Below are 20,328 nucleotides of genomic sequence, written 5' to 3'. Positions count from 1 at the left end.
AGATTGGTGTCTCCCATGGCGACTGACGACCAGCTTCGCGAATATCTCAAGCGCGCCGCCGCCGACCTGCAACAGGCCCGCCGCCGGCTGCGCCAGGTGGAGTACAAGGCGCGTGAGCCGATCGCCATCGTCGGCATGTCGTGCCGCTTCCCGGGTGGCGTGACCAGCCCTGAGGGGTTGTGGCGGCTGGTGGACGGGGGCGTGGACGCCATCTCCGCGTTCCCGGCCGATCGCGGGTGGGACATCGACGCGGTGTTCGACCCCGACCGTGGCAAGGCCGGCACGTCGTACGTGCGCGAGGGCGGGTTCCTGTACGACGCGGCGGCGTTCGACTCGGAGTTCTTCGGGATCAGCCCGCGCGAGGCGCTGGCGATGGACCCGCAGCAGCGGTTGCTGCTTGAGGTGTCGTGGGAGGCGCTGGAGCGGGCCGGGATCGACCCGCACGCGCTGCGGGGCAGCCAGACGGGCGTGTTCGCCGGGGTCATGTACGACGACTACGCGACCGGCGGGCCGATCCCCGAGGAACTGCACGGATACATCGGGACCGGGGTGCACGCCAGTGTGCTCTCCGGGCGGGTGTCCTACACGTTCGGGCTGGAAGGGCCCGCGATCACCGTGGACACGGCGTGCTCGTCGTCGCTGGTGACCTTGCACCTGGCGGCGCAGTCGCTGCGGCAGGGGGAGTGCTCGCTGGCGCTGGCGGGCGGCGTCACGGTGATGGCCACGCTGGGGACCTTTGTGGAGTTCAGCCGTCAGTCGGGGCTGGCGCCCGACGGGCGGTCGAAGTCCTTCGCGGCCGCTGCGGACGGGGCGAGCTGGTCCGAGGGCGCGGGCGTGCTCGTGCTGGAACGGCTGTCGGACGCCCGGCGCAACGGACACCAGGTGCTGGCGGTGCTGCGCGGCTCGGCGATCAACCAGGACGGGGCCTCCAACGGGCTGACCGCGCCGAACGGGCCTTCGCAGGAACGGCTGGTACGGCAGGCGCTGGCCAACGCGCAACTCTCGACCGCCGACGTGGACGCGGTGGAGGCGCACGGGACGGGGACCACGCTGGGGGACCCGATCGAGGCGCGGGCGCTGCTGGCGACGTACGGGCAGGATCGGGCCGCCGAGCCGCTGTGGCTGGGGTCGATCAAGTCGAACATCGGGCACACGCAGGCCGCCGCCGGTGTGGCGGGTGTGATCAAGATGGTCATGGCGATGCGGCACGGGGTGTTGCCGCGTACGTTGCACGTCGATGAGCCGACGCCGCATGTGGACTGGTCGGCGGGTGCGGTTGAGCTGCTGGTCGAACCCCGGGAATGGCCTGAGGTGGATCGGCCGCGCCGGGCGGCGGTGTCGTCGTTCGGGATCAGCGGGACGAACGCGCACATCATTCTGGAGCAGGCTCCGGAGGAGGAGCCTGCCGAGGTTCAGTCGTCCGGTGTGCTGCCGGTGGTGGTGTCGGCGCGGAGTGAAGCCGGGTTGCTTGAGCAGGCCGGGCGGCTGGCCGAGCATCTGCGCGAGCATCCTGAGCTGGAACTGTCCGACGTGGCGGTCTCGCTGACGGCGCGGGCGGCGCTGGAACGGCGTGCGGTGGTGGTCGCCGGGGACCGTCAGGCATTGCTCGATGGGCTTGATGGGCTGGTCCCGGGTGCCGAGCCGGTGGGCGGTCGGACCGGGATGCTGTTCTCGGGGCAGGGCTCTCAGCGTCTCGGTATGGGCCGGGAGCTGTACGAGACCTTCCCCGTGTTCGCCGGTGTGGTGGACGAGGTCTGTGCCGTCACGGACCAGGTTTTGGACCGTCCGCTGCGTGAGGTGATGTGGGGGTCGGACGCTTCGGCTCTGGAGCAGACCGCCTATGCGCAGTGCGGGCTGTTCGCCCTTCAGGTCGGGCTGTATCGGCTGGTCGAATCGTGGGGTGTGCTGCCCGATGCGGTGATGGGCCACTCCATCGGCGAGCTGGCCGCCGCGCACGTCGCAGGAGTTTTCTCGCTGAGCGACGCGGCGGCCCTGGTCGCGGCCCGGGGCCGGTTGATGCAGGCCCTGCCCGAAGGCGGGGCGATGCTGGCCGTCGCCGCCGCTGAGGCCGATGTCATCGACGCCATGGCAGGGCTTGATTTGTCGGTCGCCGCCGTGAACGGGCCTGCTGCGGTGGTGGTGTCCGGGTCTCGGGAGGTCTTGGAGGAGTTCGCGGCGAGGGTGGAGTGGCGGTCCCGCTGGCTGCGGGTCTCGCACGCCTTCCATTCGGCGTTGATGGACCCCATGCTCGACGCCTTCGCGGAAGCGGCCTCCCGGGTGACGTACGAGAGCCCGCGTATCCCACTGGTGTCGAACGTGTCGGGGACCTGGGCGGGCCAGGAGGTGGCTTCGCCGGAGTACTGGGTCGAGCATGTGCGCCGGACAGTGCGTTTCGACGATGGCGTGACCGCGATGGCTCACGACGGTGTGACCCGGTTCGTGGAGATCGGCCCCGATGGCGTGCTGTCCGCCATGAACGAGGACCGGTTGTCCGTACCGCTGCTGCGCAAGGACCGCCCCGAGGTCGAGGCCCTGTGGTCCGGCCTTGGCCGCGCCTGGGCCTCCGGCCTGACCGTGGACTGGAAGACCGTCCTCATCGGCCGGGGTCGCCGGGTGGATCTCCCGACGTACGCCTTCCAGCACGAGCGCTACTGGTTGCAGACCAGCAGCGCTAGCGGCGACCCCGCCTCCCTCGGGCAGACGGCGGCGGACCACCCGATGCTCGGCGCGGTGATCACACTGCCCGGTTCCGTCGTGCTGACCGGCCGCCTGTCCGTGCAAGATCAGCCCTGGCTGGCCGACCACACCGTACTCGGCCAGGTCGTCCTCCCCGGCACCGCGTTCGCCGAACTCGCCCTCCAGGCCGCCGACCAGACCGACTGCCGCACGATCGAAGAGCTGACCCTGCACGCCCCCCTCCTCGTCCCCCAGGACGGCGGAGTCGCGATCCAGGTGGTCGTCGAGAACGCGGCGGACGAGGCCGGACGCCGGATGGTGGCCGTCTACAGCCGGGACCGGACCACGACGACCCTGCACGCGTCCGGCACGCTGTCCCCCGACGACCCCCAGGACGTCTGGGAGGAACCGGTCGCCTGGCCCCCGCCCGGGGCCGAGGTCGTGGACGTCGAAGGCGTGTACGACGAAGACCGCCCCGCTGTTGCCCACGGCCCGGCGTTCCAGGGCCTGCGGGCCGCCTGGCGGCGCGGCGACGACCTGTACGCCGAGGTCGCCCTCCCCGACGAGGTGAAGTCCGCAGGCTACGCCCTGCACCCCGCCCTTCTCGACGCCGCCCTGCACGTCAGGACCCTCCTGGACACCACTGAGCCCACCGCCCCGGCCGTCCTGACCGGCCTGCGGCTGCACGCCTCGGACTCCCGCACCCTGCGCGTCCACATCAGCGGCCCCCGCCTGACCGTCACCGACGAGACGGGGCAGCCGGTCGCCGAAGCCACCTCGATCACCCTGCGCCCGCTGCCCGTCGAGCAGATCATCTCCGCGCAGGCCGCGCGGGACGGCTCGCTGGAATCCCTCTACCGGCTGACCTGGTCGCGGCACACCCCGCCCCGGGCCGCCGCCCCGGGCGCGTTCCTGGCGACCGGCCCCGACGCGGCGGCGCTCCAGGCGGCGCTGCCCGGTACGCCGGTCCACCCGGACCTCGCGGCGCTGGCCGAGGCGGGCGTCCCGGAGACCGTGGTGCTGGTGTGCCCGGCTTCGGCGGGCGACGTGCCGGACGCGGTCCGTCAGACGCTCGCGTACGTGCTGGCCGTGACCCAGGAGTGGCTGGCCGACGAGCGGTACGCCGCCGCGCGCCTGGTCATCGCCACCCGGGGAGCGGTCGCCGCGCGGCCGGGCGAAAGCCCGGCCGACCTGGCGCACGCCGCCGTCTGGGGGCTGTTGCGCTCGGCGCAGACCGAGCACCCCGACCGGTTCGTCCTGGCCGACCTGGACGATCTGACCGCGGTGGAGATCGCGGCGTCGGCGGCCGAGCCGGAGCTGGCCGTCCGCGAAGGCCGGGTCCTGGTACCCCGCCTGACCAGGGCGGCGGCGGACGGCGACACCCCCGGCTGGACTCCCGCCGGCACGGTACTGATCACCGGGGCCACCGGCGGCCTGGGCCCCGTGGTGGCCCGGCACTTGGTCGCCGAGCGCGGAGTACGGGACCTGCTGCTGGTCAGCCGCCGCGGCCCGGACGCCCCCGGCGCGGCCGAACTGCGCGACGACCTCACCGCCCTCGGCGCGAACGTCGAGATCGTGGCCTGCGATGTGGCCGACCGCGACGCGCTGGCCGCGCTCCTGGCGGGCCGCGACCTCGACGCCGTGTTCCACGCCGCCGGAGTCCTGGACGACGGCGTCATCGACGCCATGACGCCGGAACGGCTGGCGGCGGTCCTGCGGCCGAAGGCCGACGCGGCCTGGCACCTGCACGAACTGCTGCCGGACGTGTCGGCGTTCGTGCTGTTCTCGTCGGTCGCGGGTGTGCTGGGCGGCCCGGCGCAGGCCAACTACGCCGCCGCCAACGCCTTCCTGGACGCCCTGGCCGAACAGCGCCGGGCCGAAGGCAAGCCCGCCCTGTCCCTCGCGTGGGGTCCATGGGACGAGGAACGCGCCATGGCCGGGCGGCTCGCCGGCGGCGACACGGCCAGGATGCGGGAGTCCGGCGTACTCTCCCTGCCCACGGACGAGGCGCTGGACCTGCTCGACCGCGCGCTGTCCGGGGGCGTCGCGGCGAGCCTGGCCCCCGTCAAGATCGACCACGCGCGGCCGGGGGCGCTGGCCGCCAAGCTGCGCGGCCCCTCGCGCCGGTCGGCGGCGACCGGCTCCTCGCTCGCCCGCCGCCTGGCCGGGCTGGACGAACGCGAGCGCCGCGAGCAGGTGCTCGCCCTGGTACGTACGCACGTCGCGGCCGTGCTCGGCCAGAAGTCCGCGGCGGCCGTCGAACCGGGCCGGGCCTTCCAGGATCTCGGGTTCACCTCACTGGCGGCCGTCGAACTGCGCAACGCCCTCGCCACCGCCACCGGCCTGCGCCTGCCCGCCACGCTGATCTTCGACTACCCGACGCCGCTCGCCCTCACCGGCCACCTGCTCGCGGAGGTGTCGGGGGCCAAGGCCGCGCAGGGCCCCCGCGTGACCACCGCGGCCGACGACGACCCGATCGTGATCGTGGGCATGTCCTGCCGCTACCCGGGCGGGGCCGACAGCCCCGAGGAACTGTGGCGGCTGGTCGCGGGCGGGGTGGACGCCATCTCGCCGTTCCCCGCCGACCGCGGCTGGGACCTCGACGCCCTGTACGACCCGGACCCGGAACGGCCGCACACCACCTACGTCCGCGAAGGCGGATTCGTGGACGGCGTGGGCGACTTTGACAACGCGTTCTTCGGGATCAGCCCGCGCGAGGCGCTGGCCATGGACCCGCAGCAACGGCTGGTGCTGGAGGCGGCCTGGGAGGCGCTGGAGCGGGCCGGGATCGACCCGGCCGGGCTCAGGGGGACGCCCGCGGGCGTGTTCGTCGGCTTCGGGCTGCCCGACTACATGATGGACGGCCAGTTCAGCGTGCCGGAGGACACCGAGGCGTACCTGAGCACCGGCACCTCGGGCTCGGTGATCTCGGGGCGGGTCGCGTACACGCTCGGGCTGGAGGGGCCCGCGGTGTCGGTGGACACGGCGTGCTCGTCGTCCCTGGTGGGGCTGCACCTGGCGGCGCAGTCGCTGCGGCAGGGGGAGTGCTCGATCGCGCTGGCGGGCGGCGTGACGGTGATGTCCACTCCGAGTACGTTCGTCACGTTCAGCAGGCAGCGCGGGCTGTCCCCGGCGGGGCGCTGCGGCGCGTTCTCCGAGAGCGCCGACGGCACCAACTGGGCCGAAGGCGTCGGGCTCGTGGTCCTGGAACGGCTGTCGGACGCCCGGCGTAACGGGCACGAGGTGCTGGCCGTCGTACGCGGGTCGGCGATCAACCAGGACGGGGCCTCCAACGGCCTGACCGCGCCGAACGGGCCCTCCCAGCAGCGCGTCATCCGCCAGGCGCTGGCGAACGCGGGGCTTGAGGCCCACGAGGTGGACGCGGTGGAGGCGCACGGCACCGGTACCACCCTGGGCGACCCGATCGAGGCGCAGGCGCTGCTGGCCACGTACGGGCAGGGGCGGGACGAACCGCTCTGGCTCGGTTCGATCAAGTCGAACATCGGCCACACCCAGGCGGCGGCGGGCGTCGCGGGCCTGATCAAGATGGTCATGGCCCTGCGCCACGAGACCCTGCCGCGCACCCTGCACGTCACCGAGCCCACCACCCACGTCGACTGGTCGGCGGGCAACGTACGACTCCTCACCGACCCCGTCCCCTGGCCCGCCGGCGAACGCCCCCGCCGCGCCGGCATCTCCTCCTTCGGCGTCAGCGGCACCAACGCCCACGTCATCATCGAACAACCCCCCCACCAGGAGGCCCCCCCGACCCGCCCGGACCAGCCGGAGTCGTCGGGCCTGCCGGACCAGCGGAACGGGAAGGACCAGTCGGGCCGGCCTGCTCAGCCGGGCCAGCCGACCCACTCGGGGCGGCCGGCGGCCGTTGTTCCGTGGGTTTTGTCGGCCGCCTCGGAGGCCGCGTTGCGGGCTCAGGCGGGCCGCCTCACCGCCCACCCCGCTGAGGACGCCGATTTGCGGGACGTGGCGTGGTCGCTGGCGAGCACGCGGTCGGCGTTGGGGCGGCGGGCCGTGGTGGTCGGGGCGGAGCGGGAGGCGCTGGCGGGCGGGCTCGCCGCGCTGGAGCGTGGGGAGGGCGCCGACAACGTCGTGGCCGGTGGGCCCGGCGCGCTGGACGAGAGCGCGGCGGCCGGTGGCGTGGTGTTCGTCTTCCCCGGCCAGGGTTCGCAGTGGGCGGGCATGGCCGTGGACCTGCTGGAGTCCTCGCCCGTCTTCGCCGCCCGCCTGGCCGAGTGCGAACGCGAGCTGTCCACCCTGGTGGACTGGTCCCTGACCGCCGTACTGCGCGGCGACCCCGGTGCCCCCGGCCTGGAACGCGTGGACGTCGTGCAGCCCGTCCTGTTCGCCGTGATGGTCTCCCTGGCCGAGACCTGGCGGGCCGCCGGGGTGACCCCGGCCGCGGTCGTCGGCCACAGCCAGGGCGAGATCGCCGCCGCCTGCGTGGCGGGCGCGCTGAGCCTGGCCGACGCCATCCGCGTCGTGACGCTGCGCAGCCGCGCCCTCGGCGTGCTCGCCGGGCGCGGCGGCATGCTCTCCCTCGCCGAGGGCGAGAGCGCCGCCCGCGACCGGCTGGCCCCCTGGGCGGGCCGCGTGTCCATCGCCGTGGTGAACGGCCCCGGCACAGTCGTGGTGTCCGGCGACCCGCAGGCGCTGGACGAGCTGATGGCCCAGGCCACCGAGGACGGCGTACGCGCCCGCCGCCTCCCCGTGGACTACGCCTCGCACTCCCCGCAGGTCGAGGAGATCGCCGACGCCCTGGCCGAGACCCTGGCCGGAGTGTCCCCCGTGCCCGGCACGGTGCCGGTGTACTCCACGGTGTCCGGCGAACGTATCGACGGCTCCGGCATGGACGCCGCCTACTGGTACCGGAACCTGCGCGAGACGGTGAACTTCGAGGCCGCCACCCGGCGGCTGCTCGACGACGGCCACCGCGTGTTCGTCGAGATGACCCCGCACCCCGTGCTCACCGTGGCCGTGCAGGAGACCGCGGAGGCGGCGGGCGTGCCCGCCGCGGCCGTCGGCAGCCTGCGCAGGAACGACGGCGGCCTTGACCGGCTGCTGCTGTCCTTCGCCGAGGCGTGGGTGAACGGCGTGGCCGTGGACTGGCCCGCGCTGACGGCGGGCGGGCGCAGGGTGGACCTGCCGACGTACGCCTTCCAGCGGCAGCGCTACTGGCCCGACGCCGCGCCCGAGGAGGCCGCCGGCGCGACCACCGTGGAGTCCGGCTTCTGGCAGGCCGTCGAACGCGGTGACCTGCAAGCCCTCGCCGCCACCCTGGAGATCGACCACGAGGGGCCGCTCGGCGAGGTACTGCCCGCACTGGCCACCTGGCACCGCAGGCGCAACACCGAGGCCGTGGTGAACGGCCGGCGCTACGAGGTCACCTGGAAGCCGGTGACCGTCACCGGCCCGGACCGGCTCGACGGGACCTGGGTCGTGGTCGGCCCGGACACTCAGGGCGTGCACGAGGTACTGGCCGCGCACGGGGCCGACGTCCTCACCCTGGCCACCACCGAGGCCGACACCGACCGGGACGCCCTCGCCGCCCGGCTGTCCGCCCTGCTCGGCGACCGCGTTCCGGCGGGCGTACTGTGCCTGGCGGCGCTGGACGAGACGCCCCTGACAGATCGGCTCCATGTGCCGGTGGGCCTCGCCGTCACGCTCGCCCTGGTCCAGGCCCTGGACGCCCTCGAACTCCAGACGCGCCTCTGGTGCGCCACCGGCGGCGCGGTGTCCATCGGCCGGTCCGACGCGCTGCGCCGCCCGGCGCAGGCCCAGACCTGGGGTCTCGGCCTGGTCACCGCCCTGGAACGCCCATCCACCTGGGGCGGCCTCATCGACCTCCCCGACGCCTTGGACGGGCGTGCCGCCGACCGCCTCTGCCGGGTCCTCGCCGGTTCGCACGGTGAGGACCAGATCGCGCTGCGCCCGTCCGGGGTGTTCGCCCGCAGGCTGGCGCGGGCCACCGCGCCCGCCGAGGCGCGGCCGTGGACGCCGGGCGGGGCCGTACTGATCACCGGCGGTACCGGCGCGCTCGGCGCGCACGTCGCCAGGGACCTGGCCCGCGCCGGGGCCACCCGGCTGGTCCTCACCAGCAGGCGCGGCGCGGACTCGCCCGGCGCTTCGGACCTGCGCGCCGAACTGGCCGGACTCGGCGCGGACGCCGAGATCGCCGCCTGCGACGTGGCCGACCGCGACCAGGTCGCCGCCCTGCTCGGACGCCTGGCGGCGGAGGGAACGCGGATCACCGCCGTCGTCCACGCCGCCGGGGCGGCCACCTCGGCGACGATCGAGGACACCACCCCGGAGGAACTGGCCGACGCCCTCGCCGCCAAGGCCGGTGGCGCGGCCAACCTGGACGAACTGCTCGGCGACCTGGAGGCGTTCGTCCTGTTCTCCTCCGGCGCGGGCATCTGGGGCAGCGGCGGCCAGGCCGGATACGCCGCCGCCAACGCCTACCTCGACGCGCTCGCGCGGAACCGCGTGGCCAGGGGACTCCCGGCCACCGCCATCGCCTGGGGCCTTTGGGCCGGGGCGGGCATGGGCGAGAGCGTCGCCGCCGACCAGCTCCGCAGGCGCGGCCTCTACGCGATGCCGCCCGAGGAGGCCGTCGCCGCGCTGCGCCTGGTCACCGGCCAGGGCGAGGCCAACGCCGTCGTCGCCGACATCGACTGGGCGCGGTTCGTGCCGGGGTTCACCGCCGCCAGGCAGAGCGCGCTGATCGGCGACCTGCCCGAGGTACGGGCCCTCGCCGCCGAGACCCCGCAGGCCGGGACCGACTCGGGGCTCGCGGGCAGGCTCGCCGGGGTCTCCCGCGCCGAGCGTGACGCCGTGCTGCGCGAGCTGGTGTCCACGCACGTCGCGGCGGTGCTCGGGCTGGGAGGCGCGGACCAGGTCGAGATGAACCGGGCGTTCAAGGAGCTGGGGTTCGACTCGCTGATGGCGGTCGAGCTGCGCAACCGGGCCGCCGCCGCGACCGGCCTGCGGCTGCCCACCACGCTCGTCTTCGACCACCCCAACGCCGCCGCGCTGGCCGCCCACCTCGGCACCCTGCTGCCCGGCGGGGACGACCTGCCCGCCCGCGCCGAGACCGTACCGGCCGCCGCGCTCGACGACGACCCCATCGCGGTCATCGGCATGAGCTGCCGCTACCCCGGTGGCGCGGACACGCCACAGAAGTTGTGGGAACTGGTCGCCGGGGGCGTGGACGCCATCGGCGCGTTCCCCGCCGACCGAGGCTGGAACCTGGACGCGCTCGGCGACGTACAGGTCCGCGAGGGCGGCTTCCTGTACGACGCGGCGATGTTCGACGCGTCCTTCTTCGGGCTCAGCCCGCGCGAGGCGGTCACCATGGACCCGCAGCAGCGGCTCATGCTGGAGACCGCCTGGGAGGCCATCGAGAGCGTCGGCATCGACCCGGCCACGCTGCGCGGCAGCCAGACCGCGGTGTTCACCGGCGTCGGCAACGCCGACTACTCCGACGACGTGGAGGACCTTCCTGAGGAGGCCGAGGGCTACCTGCTCACCGGTACTTCGGGGGCCGTGGTGTCCGGGCGGGTCGCGTACGTGCTGGGCCTGGAAGGGCCCGCCGTGACCGTGGACACCGCCTGCTCGTCCTCCCTGGTCACGCTGCACCTGGGCGTGCAGTCGCTGCGCAACGGGGAGTGCTCGCTGGCGCTCACCGGCGGCGTGGCGGTGATGTCGAGCCCGATGGGGTTCACCGAGTTCGGCAAGCAGGGCGGCCTGGCGGCCGACGGGCGGTGCAAGGCGTTCGGCGCGTCGGCCGACGGCACCGGCTGGGCGGAGGGCGCCGGGGTGCTGGTGCTGGAGCGGCTGTCGGACGCCCGGCGTAACGGGCACCCGGTACTGGCCCTGGTCCGCGGCTCGGCGATCAACCAGGACGGGGCCTCGAACGGGCTGACCGCCCCCAACGGCCTGTCCCAGCAGCGGGTCATCCGGCAGGCGCTGGCCAACGCGGGCCTTACGGCCGGCGACGTGGACGCGGTGGAGGCCCACGGCACCGGCACGGTACTCGGCGACCCGATCGAGGCCGAGGCCCTGCTCACCGCGTACGGCCAGGACCGCGCCGAGCCGCTGTGGCTGGGCACGGTCAAGTCCAACATCGGGCACACCCAGGCGGCGGCGGGCGTCGCCGGTGTGATCAAGATGGTCATGGCGATGCGGCACGGCGTACTCCCCCCGACCCTGCACGCCGACCGGCCCACCCCCCACGTGGACTGGTCCTCCGGCGACGTACGCCTCCTCGCCGAGCCCGTCCCCTGGCACCCCGACGGCCACCCCCGCCGCGCGGGCGTCTCCGCCTTCGGCATCAGCGGCACCAACGCCCACATCATCCTCGAACACCCCGAAACCCCCGCTCCGGCGGTCGAGGACGGTGGGGCGGATCGAACGCTGCCCTATGTGGTGTCCGGGCGGAGTGTGGAGGCGTTGCGGGCGCAGGCCGGGAAGCTGCGGGATCACCTGGCCGCGCATTCCACGCTTGCGCCGGACGCGGTGGCGCGGACGTTGGCCACCGGGCGGACGCACTTCCAGTACCGCGCCGCGGTGGTCGCCGCCGATCGGGCGGCGTTGCTGCGCGATCTCGACGCGCTCGCGCAGGGCACGACCGCCAGTGCGCAGGCGCGGCCCGGTAAGGTCGCGTTCCTGTTCACCGGGCAGGGCAGCCAGCGCGTGGGCATGGGGTCCGAGCTGTACCGGCGGCACCCCGCGTACGCCGAGGCGTTCGACGAGGTGTGCGCGTACCTGGACCGGCACCTGGATCGCCCCCTCCAGGACGTGCTCGCCGACCCCGGCCTGATCAACGAGACCATGTACGCCCAGGCGGCGCTGTTCGCCGTCGAGGTGGCCCTGTACCGGCTGATGGACGGCTGGGGCGTACGCCCCGGCCACCTGCTCGGCCACTCCATCGGCGAACTGGCCGCCGCCCACGTCGCGGGAGTCCTGTCCCTGGAGGACGCGACCCGGCTGGTCGCCGCCCGGGGCAGGCTCATGCAGGCGCAGCCGCGCGGCGGCGCGATGATCGCCGTCCAGGCGGCCGAGACCGAGGTCACCCCGCTGCCCGAGGGCGTCGCGCTGGCCGCCGTCAACGGCCCCGCGTCCGTGGTCGTCTCCGGCGACGAGGAGGCCGTTTCCGCGTTCGCCGCCGGCTGGGCGGCCCAGGGCCGCCGCACCCGCAGGCTGCGGGTCAGCCACGCCTTCCACTCCCACCACATGGACGGCATGCTGGAGGAGTTCCGCCGGGTGGCGGCCGAGCTGACCTTCCGGCCGCCCGCCGTCCCCATCGTCTCCAACCTCACCGGCGCACCCGTGCCGGACGAGGAGCTGTGCTCCCCCGACTACTGGGTACGGCACGTCCGTGAGGCCGTACGCTTCGCCGACGGCATCGACTGGCTGGCCGCCCAAGGTGTCACTGCCTTCCTGGAACTGGGCCCGGACGGCACGCTCACCGCGATGGCCCGGCACTGCGTCACCGAGGACGTCTTCGCCACCTCCGCGCTGCGCGAGTCGCGCCCCGAGGAGCAGACGATCATCCGGGCGGTCGCCGACCTGCACGCCAACGGCGTATCGGTGGACTGGGCGGCCGTACTGGGCGACGGCGAGAAGGCCGCGCTGCCCACGTACGCCTTCCAGCGCACCCGCCACTGGCTGACCGGAGGCCCGAAGCGCGGGTCGGGCGGCGCCGAAGGGCTCGGCCTGGACAGCGTGGATCACCCCATGCTCGGCGCGGCGCTCAGCCTGGCCGACGGCGAAGGCTGGATGTTCACCACCCGCCTGTCGCAGAGCACCCACCCGTGGCTCGCCCACCACGACGTCATGCACATGCCGATCCTGCCCGGCATCGGCCTGCTGGAACTGGCGCTGTCGGCCGGCCGCCGGATCGGCTGCGACCGCGTGGACGAGCTGAACTTCCAGGCCCCGATCATCCTCCCGGAGACCGGCGGCGCGCAGCTCCAGATCCGGATCGGCGCACCCGACCCGGCCGGACGCCGCCCGATCGGCATGCACTACCGCTTCGACGGCGACGCCCGCCCGGACCTGAACGAACCCGGTGAGTGGATCCGCAACGCCACCGGCTTCCTCAGCACGTCGGACGGCACACCGGCACCTGCCACCGGCCTGACCGTGTGGCCGCCGACCGGCGCGGAACCCGTGGACACCACCGACCTGTACGCCCGGCTGGCCCGGCTCAGCTACAACTTCGGCCCGTCGTTCCGCAGCCTGCGGGCCGCGTGGCGGCGCGGCGAGGAATGGTTCACCGAGGTACGGCTGCCCGCCGAGTACCAGGCCGACGCCGCGCTGTTCGCCGTCCACCCGGCCATGCTGGACTCCGCCGGGCACGTCCAACTGGTCGAGGAGGCGGAGAACATCCCCGGCGGCCTGGTGCCGGTGCTGCTCTCGATGCGCGGCGTACGGCTGTACGAGGGCGGCCCGGCCTCCCTCCGGGTACGGTTGGTCCCGCCGGACGCGCACAACCGCAACGACGGCATCGCCATGGAGGTCGCCGACGAGACCGGCAGGCTCGTCGCCACGATCGAGTCGATGGTGGCCAAGGCGGTCGCGCCCAAGCAGTTCAGCAGCGGCCCGGACGGTTCGCTGCTGCGGGTGGAGTGGAACCCGGCGGGCGATCCTTCGCTTGAGACCGACGCGTACGTGCTCAGCGGGGACCGCTTCGACTGGGACGGCCAGGCCCCGGCGACGGTGGTCGCGATGTGCCCGCAGGCCGGGCCGGACGACGGCCCGGAGGCCGTCCACCAGGCGACCCGATGGGCGCTCGGGCTGGTGCAGCGGTGGCTGGCCGACGACCGGTGCTGCGACTCGCGGTTGGTGATCGTGACGCGTGGCGCGGTGGCCGCTACCGCCGGGGAGGTCGTGGAGGACCTGGCGGGTGCGGCGGTCTGGGGTCTGGTGCGGTCGGCGCAGACCGAGCACCCGGGGCGGTTCGTGCTGGCCGACACCGATGGGCCGGTACTGCTGGCGGGCGACGAACCGGAGTACGCGGTCCGGGACGGGCGGGTGCTCGTGCCCCGGCTGGCCCGGGTACGGCCGGCGGGCGAGGAGCCGCCACGGCTGACGGGTCCGGTGCTGGTGACCGGTGGCACGGGCGGACTGGGCGCGCTGGTGGCCCGGCACCTGGTTTCCGTGCACGGGGTTCGGGAACTGCTGCTGGTCGGGCGGCGTGGGCTGGACGCTCCCGGCGCGGCGGAACTGCGTGATGAGCTGGCCGGGCTGGGCGCTTCGGTCGAGATCGCCGCGTGTGATGTGGCCGATCGGGACGCGGTGGCCGGGCTTCTGGCGGGCCGTGCCATAGGTGCCGTGGTCCACGCGGCCGGTGTGCTGGACGACGGTGTGGTGGAGGCTTTGACGCCGGAGCGGCTGAGCACGGTTCTTCGGCCGAAGGTGGACGCGGCCTGGCATTTGCACGAGCTGTTGCCGGATGTGTCGGCGTTCGTGGTGTTCTCGTCGCTGTCGGGGGTGCTGGGTGCGGCCGGGCAGGCGAACTACGCGGCGGGCAACGCGTTCTTGGACGCGCTGGCTTCGCGGCGGCGGGGAGGTCTGTCGCTGGCCTGGGGTCTGTGGGAGCAGGCCGAGGGCATGGGCGGTTCGCTGGCCGACGTGGACCGGTCGCGGGCCGGGCGCGGCGGAGTCCTGGCGCTGAGCGCCGAGGAAGGGCTGGCCCTGCTGGACGCGGCGCTCGGGGTGGACGCCCCGGCGCTGGTGCCGGTGAAGCTGGACCTGGCCGCGCTGCGCGCCCAGGGCGAAGCCGTGCCCAACGCACTGCGCGGCCTGGTACCGGTCAAGCGGGACCGGACCGCTGAGGCGGCGCCGCAGGACGGACTGGGCGCGCGGCTGGCCGGGCTGACCGAGGCCGAACGCGCGCGGGTGGTCATCGACCTGGTTCGGACGCAGGTGGCGTCGGTACTGGGGCACGGGTCGGCGGAGGCCGTGGAAGCGGAACGGGCGTTCTCGGACCTGGGCTTCGACTCGCTGACAGCGGTGGAACTGCGGAACGGGCTGGGCTCGGTGACCGGGCTGCGGCTTCCGGCGACGCTGGTCTTCGACTACCCGTCGCCGAGCGCGTTGGCCGAGTACCTGCTGGGCGAGCTGGCCGGGACCGCGCGTGCGGCGGCTCCGGTGCAGGCTGCGGCGGTGGCCCTCGATGACGATCCCGTGGTGATCGTGGGGATGTCCTGCCGGTACCCGGGCGGGGTGGACTCGCCCGAAGGGCTCTGGCGGCTGGTGGCCGGGGGCGTGGACGCGATCTCCGGGTTCCCCGCGGATCGCGGGTGGCCCACCGACGCGGTGTACGACCCGGAGCCGGGCCTGCCCGGTCACACGTACGTCCGCGACGGCGGGTTCCTGTACGACGCGGCGGAGTTCGATCCGGGGTTCTTCGGGATCAGCCCGCGCGAGGCGCTGGCGATGGACCCGCAGCAGCGGCTGCTGCTCGAAGTTTCCTGGGAGGCGCTGGAGCGGGCCGGGATCGACCCGCACGGGCTGCGCGGCAGCAGGACCGGCGTCTTCGCCGGGGTGATGTACCACGACTACGCCGACTCCAGCAGCAGCGGCAGCGTGGTGTCGGGGCGGGTGTCCTACACGTTCGGGCTGGAAGGTCCGGCGGTGTCGGTGGACACGGCGTGCTCGTCGTCGCTGGTCGCGCTGCACCTGGCCGCGCAGTCGCTGCGGCAAGGGGAGTGCTCGCTGGCGCTCGTCGGCGGTGTGACGGTGATGGCCACGCTGGACTCCTTCGTGGAGTTCTCCCGGCAGCGCGGGCTCGCGCCGGACGGGCGGAGCAAGTCGTTCGCGGCGGCGGCCGATGGCGCGGCCTGGGGCGAGGGCGCCGGGGTCCTGGTGGTCGAGCGGCTGTCGGACGCTCAGCGCAATGGTCACCAGGTACTGGCGGTACTGCGCGGCTCGGCCGTGAACCAGGACGGTGCTTCCAACGGGCTGACCGCGCCGAACGGGCCTTCGCAGGAGCGGGTGATCCGGCAGGCGCTCGCGAACGCCCGACTGGAGACCCGTGATGTGGACGTGGTCGAGGCGCACGGGACTGGGACGACGCTGGGGGACCCGATCGAGGCGCAGGCGTTGCTCGCCACCTATGGACAGGACCGCGAGGAGCCGCTGCGGCTGGGTTCGATCAAGTCCAACATCGGCCACACCCAGGCGGCGGCGGGCGTGGCCGGTGTGATCAAGATGGTAATGGCCATGCGGAACGGCGTACTGCCCCAGACCCTTCACCTGGACGAGCCGACCCCGCATGTGGACTGGTCGGCCGGAGCGGTCGAGCTGCTGGCCGACGCGCAGCAGTGGCCCGAGGTGGATCGGCCGCGCCGGGCGGGGGTGTCCTCGTTCGGGATCAGCGGGACGAACGCGCACGTCATCCTGGAACAGGCCCCGGAAGCGGAGCCCGCCGAATCGCAGCCGTCCGGCGTGGTGCCGGTGGTGGTGTCGGCGCGGAGCGAGGCGGGGCTGCGCGAGCAGGCCGGACGCCTGGCCGAGCACCTGCGTACGCACCCCGAGTTGGAGATCGCCGATGTGGCGGTCTCGCTGACCAATCGGGCGGCGCTGGAGAACAGGTCGGTCCTGGTGGCCGGGGATCGTGATGAGCTGCTGGCCGCGCTGGACGGACTGGTCCCGGGGACCGGGCCGGTGTCGGGCCGGACCGGGATGCTGTTCTCGGGGCAGGGGTCTCAACGGCTGGGGATGGGCCGGGAGCTGTACGAGACCTTCCCGGTGTTCGCCGGGGTCATCGACGAGGCCTGCGCGGTCACCGATCAGATGTTGGACCGGCCGCTGCGCGAGGTGATGTGGGGCACCGATGCTTCGGCTCTGGAGCAGACCGCCTACGCCCAGTGCGGGCTGTTCGCCCTCCAGGTCGGTCTCTATCGGCTGGTCGAATCGTGGGGTGTGCTGCCCGATGCGGTGATGGGCCACTCCATCGGCGAGCTGGCCGCCGCGCACATCGCAGGAGTCTTTTCGCTGACCGATGCGGCGGCGCTCGTCGCGGCCCGGGGCCGGTTGATGCAGGCCCTCCCCGAAGGCGGGGCGATGCTGGCCGTCGCCGCCACTGAGACCGACGTCGCCCAGGCGATAGCGGGACTTGATCTGTCGATCGCGGCGGTGAACGGGCCTTCGGCCGTGGTGGTCTCCGGGGCGCGGGAGGTGCTGGAGGACTTCGCGGCCGGGGTGGAATGGCGGAGCCGGTGGTTGCGCGTCTCGCACGCCTTCCATTCGGGGCTGATGGACCCGATGCTCGACGCCTTCGCCGAGGCGGCTTCCCGGGTGACGTATACGAGCCCGCGTATTCGGCTGGTGTCGAATGTGTCGGGGACCTGGGCGGGCCAGGAGGTGTGTTCGCCGGAGTACTGGGTCGAGCATGTGCGCCGGACAGTGCGTTTTGATGACGGCGTTACGGCGATGGCGGCCGATGGTGTGACCCGGTTCGTGGAGATCGGCCCCGATGGCGTGCTCTCCGCGATGAACGAGGAGCGGCTGTTCGTCCCGCTGCTGCGCAAGGACCGCCCCGAGGTCGAAGCCCTCTGGTCCGGCCTGGGTCGCGCCTGGGCCTCCGGCCTGGCCGTGGACTGGAAGCAGGCGCTCGCCGGCCGGGGTCGCCGGGTGGACCTGCCCACGTACGCCTTCCAGCGCGAACGCTACTGGCTGGAACCGGCGCACGAGGCCGGGGACGTGACCCGGATGGGCCAGCGCCCCGCCGATCACCCCCTGCTGGGCGCGATGATCTCCCTGCCCGGCTCGGGTGGCGTGGTCCTGACCGGCCGCCTGGCCATCGGCGAACAGCCGTGGCTGGCCGACCATGCCGTACTTGGGCAGGTCATCCTGCCCGGCACGGCCTTCGTGGAACTGGCGTTGCAGGCCGCAGACCAGGTCGAGTGCCGGAGCGTCGAGGAATTGACGCTCTACGCGCCGCTGGTGGTGCCCGATCAGGGCGGAATCGCGATTCAGGTAGTGGTCGAGGGCGCGGACGAGGCCGGGCGTCGGCCGGTCGCGGTCTACAGCGTGGCCCCGTCCGGTACGACGTTGCACGCATCCGGCACGGTGACCCCCGACGACAAGCGGGAGGTCTGGGAGGCGACGGCCTGGCCGCCGCAGGGGGCCGAGGCCCTGGACGTCACCGGGGTGTACGACGAACTGGCGGCGGCCGGTTACGGCTACGGCCCGGCCTTCCAGGGGCTGCGGGCCGCCTGGCGGCACGGCGACGACCTGTACGCCGAGGTCGCCATGCCCGACGACGTCACCACCACGGGCTATGGCCTGCATCCCGCCCTGCTGGACGCCGCCATGCACGTCAACTCCCTCGCCGTCCGCGCCATGGACGGGCCGCAGACCCCGATGGTCCCCTTCGCCTGGAGTGGAGTGTCGCTGCACGCGACGGGGGCGTCCGCCGTCCGGGTACGGGTCGTCACCACAGGCGATCAGATGGCGGTCGAGCTGGCCGACCCGGCCGGCAGGCCGGTGGCGTCGATCGGATCGCTGGTCGCCCGGCCGGTGTCCGTCGAGCAGATCCAGGCCGCGCAGACCCGGCAGGGCGATTCGCTCTACCGGCTGGACTGGTCCCCGACCGACCTCCCATCCGACGGGCCGGTGCTGGAGGCGGTGGTGTTGCAGTGTCCGGCCGGTGACGGGCCCGAGGGGGTACGGGCAGCCGTTCAGGAAGTGCTCACCACGCTTCAGGAGTGGGTGAGCGAGGAGCGGTCCCCCGAATCGCGGCTGCTGATCGTGACCCGTGGCGCGGTGGCGGTTTCTGACACCGAAGCCGTGAGCGATCTGGCGGGGGCTGCGGTGTGGGGTCTGGTGCGATCGGCGCAGGCGGAGTACCCGGGCCGGTTCGTGCTGGTGGACACCGATGGCCCGGTCCTGCTGGCCGGGGACGAACCCCAGCTCGCCGTCCGCGACGGACGGGTCCTGATCCCGCGCCTGACCCGGGCGGAGACCACCGAATCCGCAGAGCTGCGGGGCCCGGTGCTGATCACCGGAGGCACGGGCGGTTTGGGCGCGCTGGTCGCCCGCCACCTGGTCACCACCCACGGAATACAGGACGTGGTGCTGGTCAGCCGCAGCGGCCTGGACGCCCCCGGCGCAGCAGAGTTGCGTGATGAGCTGGGCGCGGAAGTCGTGGCCTGTGATGTGACCGACCGCCAAGCGGTGGCCGATCTGCTGGCGGGCCGCAGTTTCGGCACGGTGGTGCACGCGGCCGGGATCGGCTCCAACGCGGTGCTGGCCGAGTTGGCCCCTGAGCAGGTGGAACAGGTGCTGCGGCCGAAGGTGGACGCCGCCTGGCATCTGAACGACATGCTGCCCAGGGAAACGGCGCTGGTGTTGTTCTCCTCGATCGCCTCCCTTGTGGACAACCCCGGCCAGGCCAACTACGCGGCCGGGAACGCGTTCCTGGACGGCCTGGCCCAGCAGGCATGCGCCCAAGGGCGTCCGGCGGTGTCGCTGGCCTGGGGCCTGTGGGGCGGCGACCACGGTCTCGGGAGCCGGCTCGGCGAAACCGAGGTCCAGCGGATCCGCCGCTGGGGCATGGTCCCCTTCGAGGCAGAAGAGGCCCTGTCCCTGCTCGACACCGCGCTGGCGGTCGGCGCGCCCGCGTTGGTGCCGGTCCGGTATGACCTGACGGCGCTGCGTGCCCGCGCCGACACCCTGCCCCACCTGCTGCGCGGCCTGCTGCCCAAGGAACGCCGTACCGCCGCCACGACCGCGACGAACGCCGAAGCGTTCCGCGGAAAGCTGGACGCGCTCTCCCCAGAGGAACGCGACCAGGCGGTACTCGACCTCGTGCGCACCCACGTCGCCACCGTCCTCGGCCACCGCTCCGCCGACGCCATCGGCCCGCAGCGCGCCTTCCAGGAGCTGGGCTTCGACTCCCTCGGCGCGGTGGAGTTGCGCAACGGCCTCAACGCCGCGACCGGCCTGCGCCTGCCCGCCACCGTCATCTTCGACCACCCGAACGCCCAGGCCCTCGCGGAGCGGATCCGCAAGGAGCTGGCCGGGAGCGAGGAGGACGAGGCGATCCGGAAGATCATCGAGTCGATTGCGCTGACCAGCCTGAAGAGTTCCGGCCTGCTGGACCGGCTGATGGAACTGGCCGGCCACAACGGCGGTGCGGCCCAAGCACACAACGGGGGCGACATCGACGACATGGACGCCGAAAGCCTGATCAACCTGGTACTCGACGACACCTCAGGGGAAGCGTGGAAAGCCGATGAGTAAGTCCGAAGAGCGGCTGGTCGAGGCCCTGCGGGCGTCGGCCAAGGAGACCGATCGGCTGCGCAAGGTGGTGGCCGCGTCGCGGGAGCCCATCGCCGTGGTCGGCATGTCGTGCCGGTACCCCGGAGGGGTGGCCTCGCCGGACGATCTGTGGCGGCTCGTGGCCTCGGGGGAGGACGCGATCTCCGAGTTCCCCGGCGACCGTGGCTGGGACGTGGAGACGCTCTACGACCCGGAGGGCGCGCGGCCCGGCAGTTCGTACGTGAACGTGGGCGGGTTCCTGCGGGAGGCCGCCGACTTCGACCCGGTGTTCTTCGGCGTCGGCCCCCGCGAGGCGCTGACCATGGACCCGCAGCAGCGGCTGTTGCTGGAGGCGGCCTGGGA

The 20,328-nt window shown here is 73.5% G+C and carries 2 protein-coding genes (1 of these 2 running past the window's edge); both read left to right on the top strand.

Features of this window, described 5'->3' with window-relative positions; translation table 11 throughout:
• Positions 1 to 15 precede the first annotated feature (15 nt).
• Complete coding sequence (locus DP939_RS07125; RefSeq protein WP_199565000.1) at positions 16 to 19,947, top strand: type I polyketide synthase; 19,932 nt, start codon at positions 16 to 18, stop codon at positions 19,945 to 19,947.
• Positions 19,940 to 20,328: the 5' portion of a type I polyketide synthase gene (locus tag DP939_RS07120; RefSeq protein ID WP_113979791.1), read on the top strand. The gene runs 5,461 nt beyond the window's last position; only the first 389 of its 5,850 coding nucleotides appear in the window; it begins with the start codon at positions 19,940 to 19,942; its stop codon lies beyond the right edge, outside the window. The genes DP939_RS07125 and DP939_RS07120 overlap by 8 nt, the downstream gene beginning before the upstream one ends.

Origin of the sequence: Spongiactinospora rosea (assembly GCF_003315795.1) — a bacterium.
Classification (GTDB): Bacteria; Actinomycetota; Actinomycetes; order Streptosporangiales; family Streptosporangiaceae; genus Spongiactinospora; species Spongiactinospora rosea.
Note: the sequence above shows the minus strand (reverse complement) of the source record. Positions and strands in the feature narration are given on the sequence as shown.

Excerpts from the sequence above, each read along its gene's own strand:
- DP939_RS07125 (WP_199565000.1), top strand. The coding sequence starts at position 16 with ATGGCGACTGACGACCAGCTTCGCGAATATCTCAAGCGCGCCGCCGCC.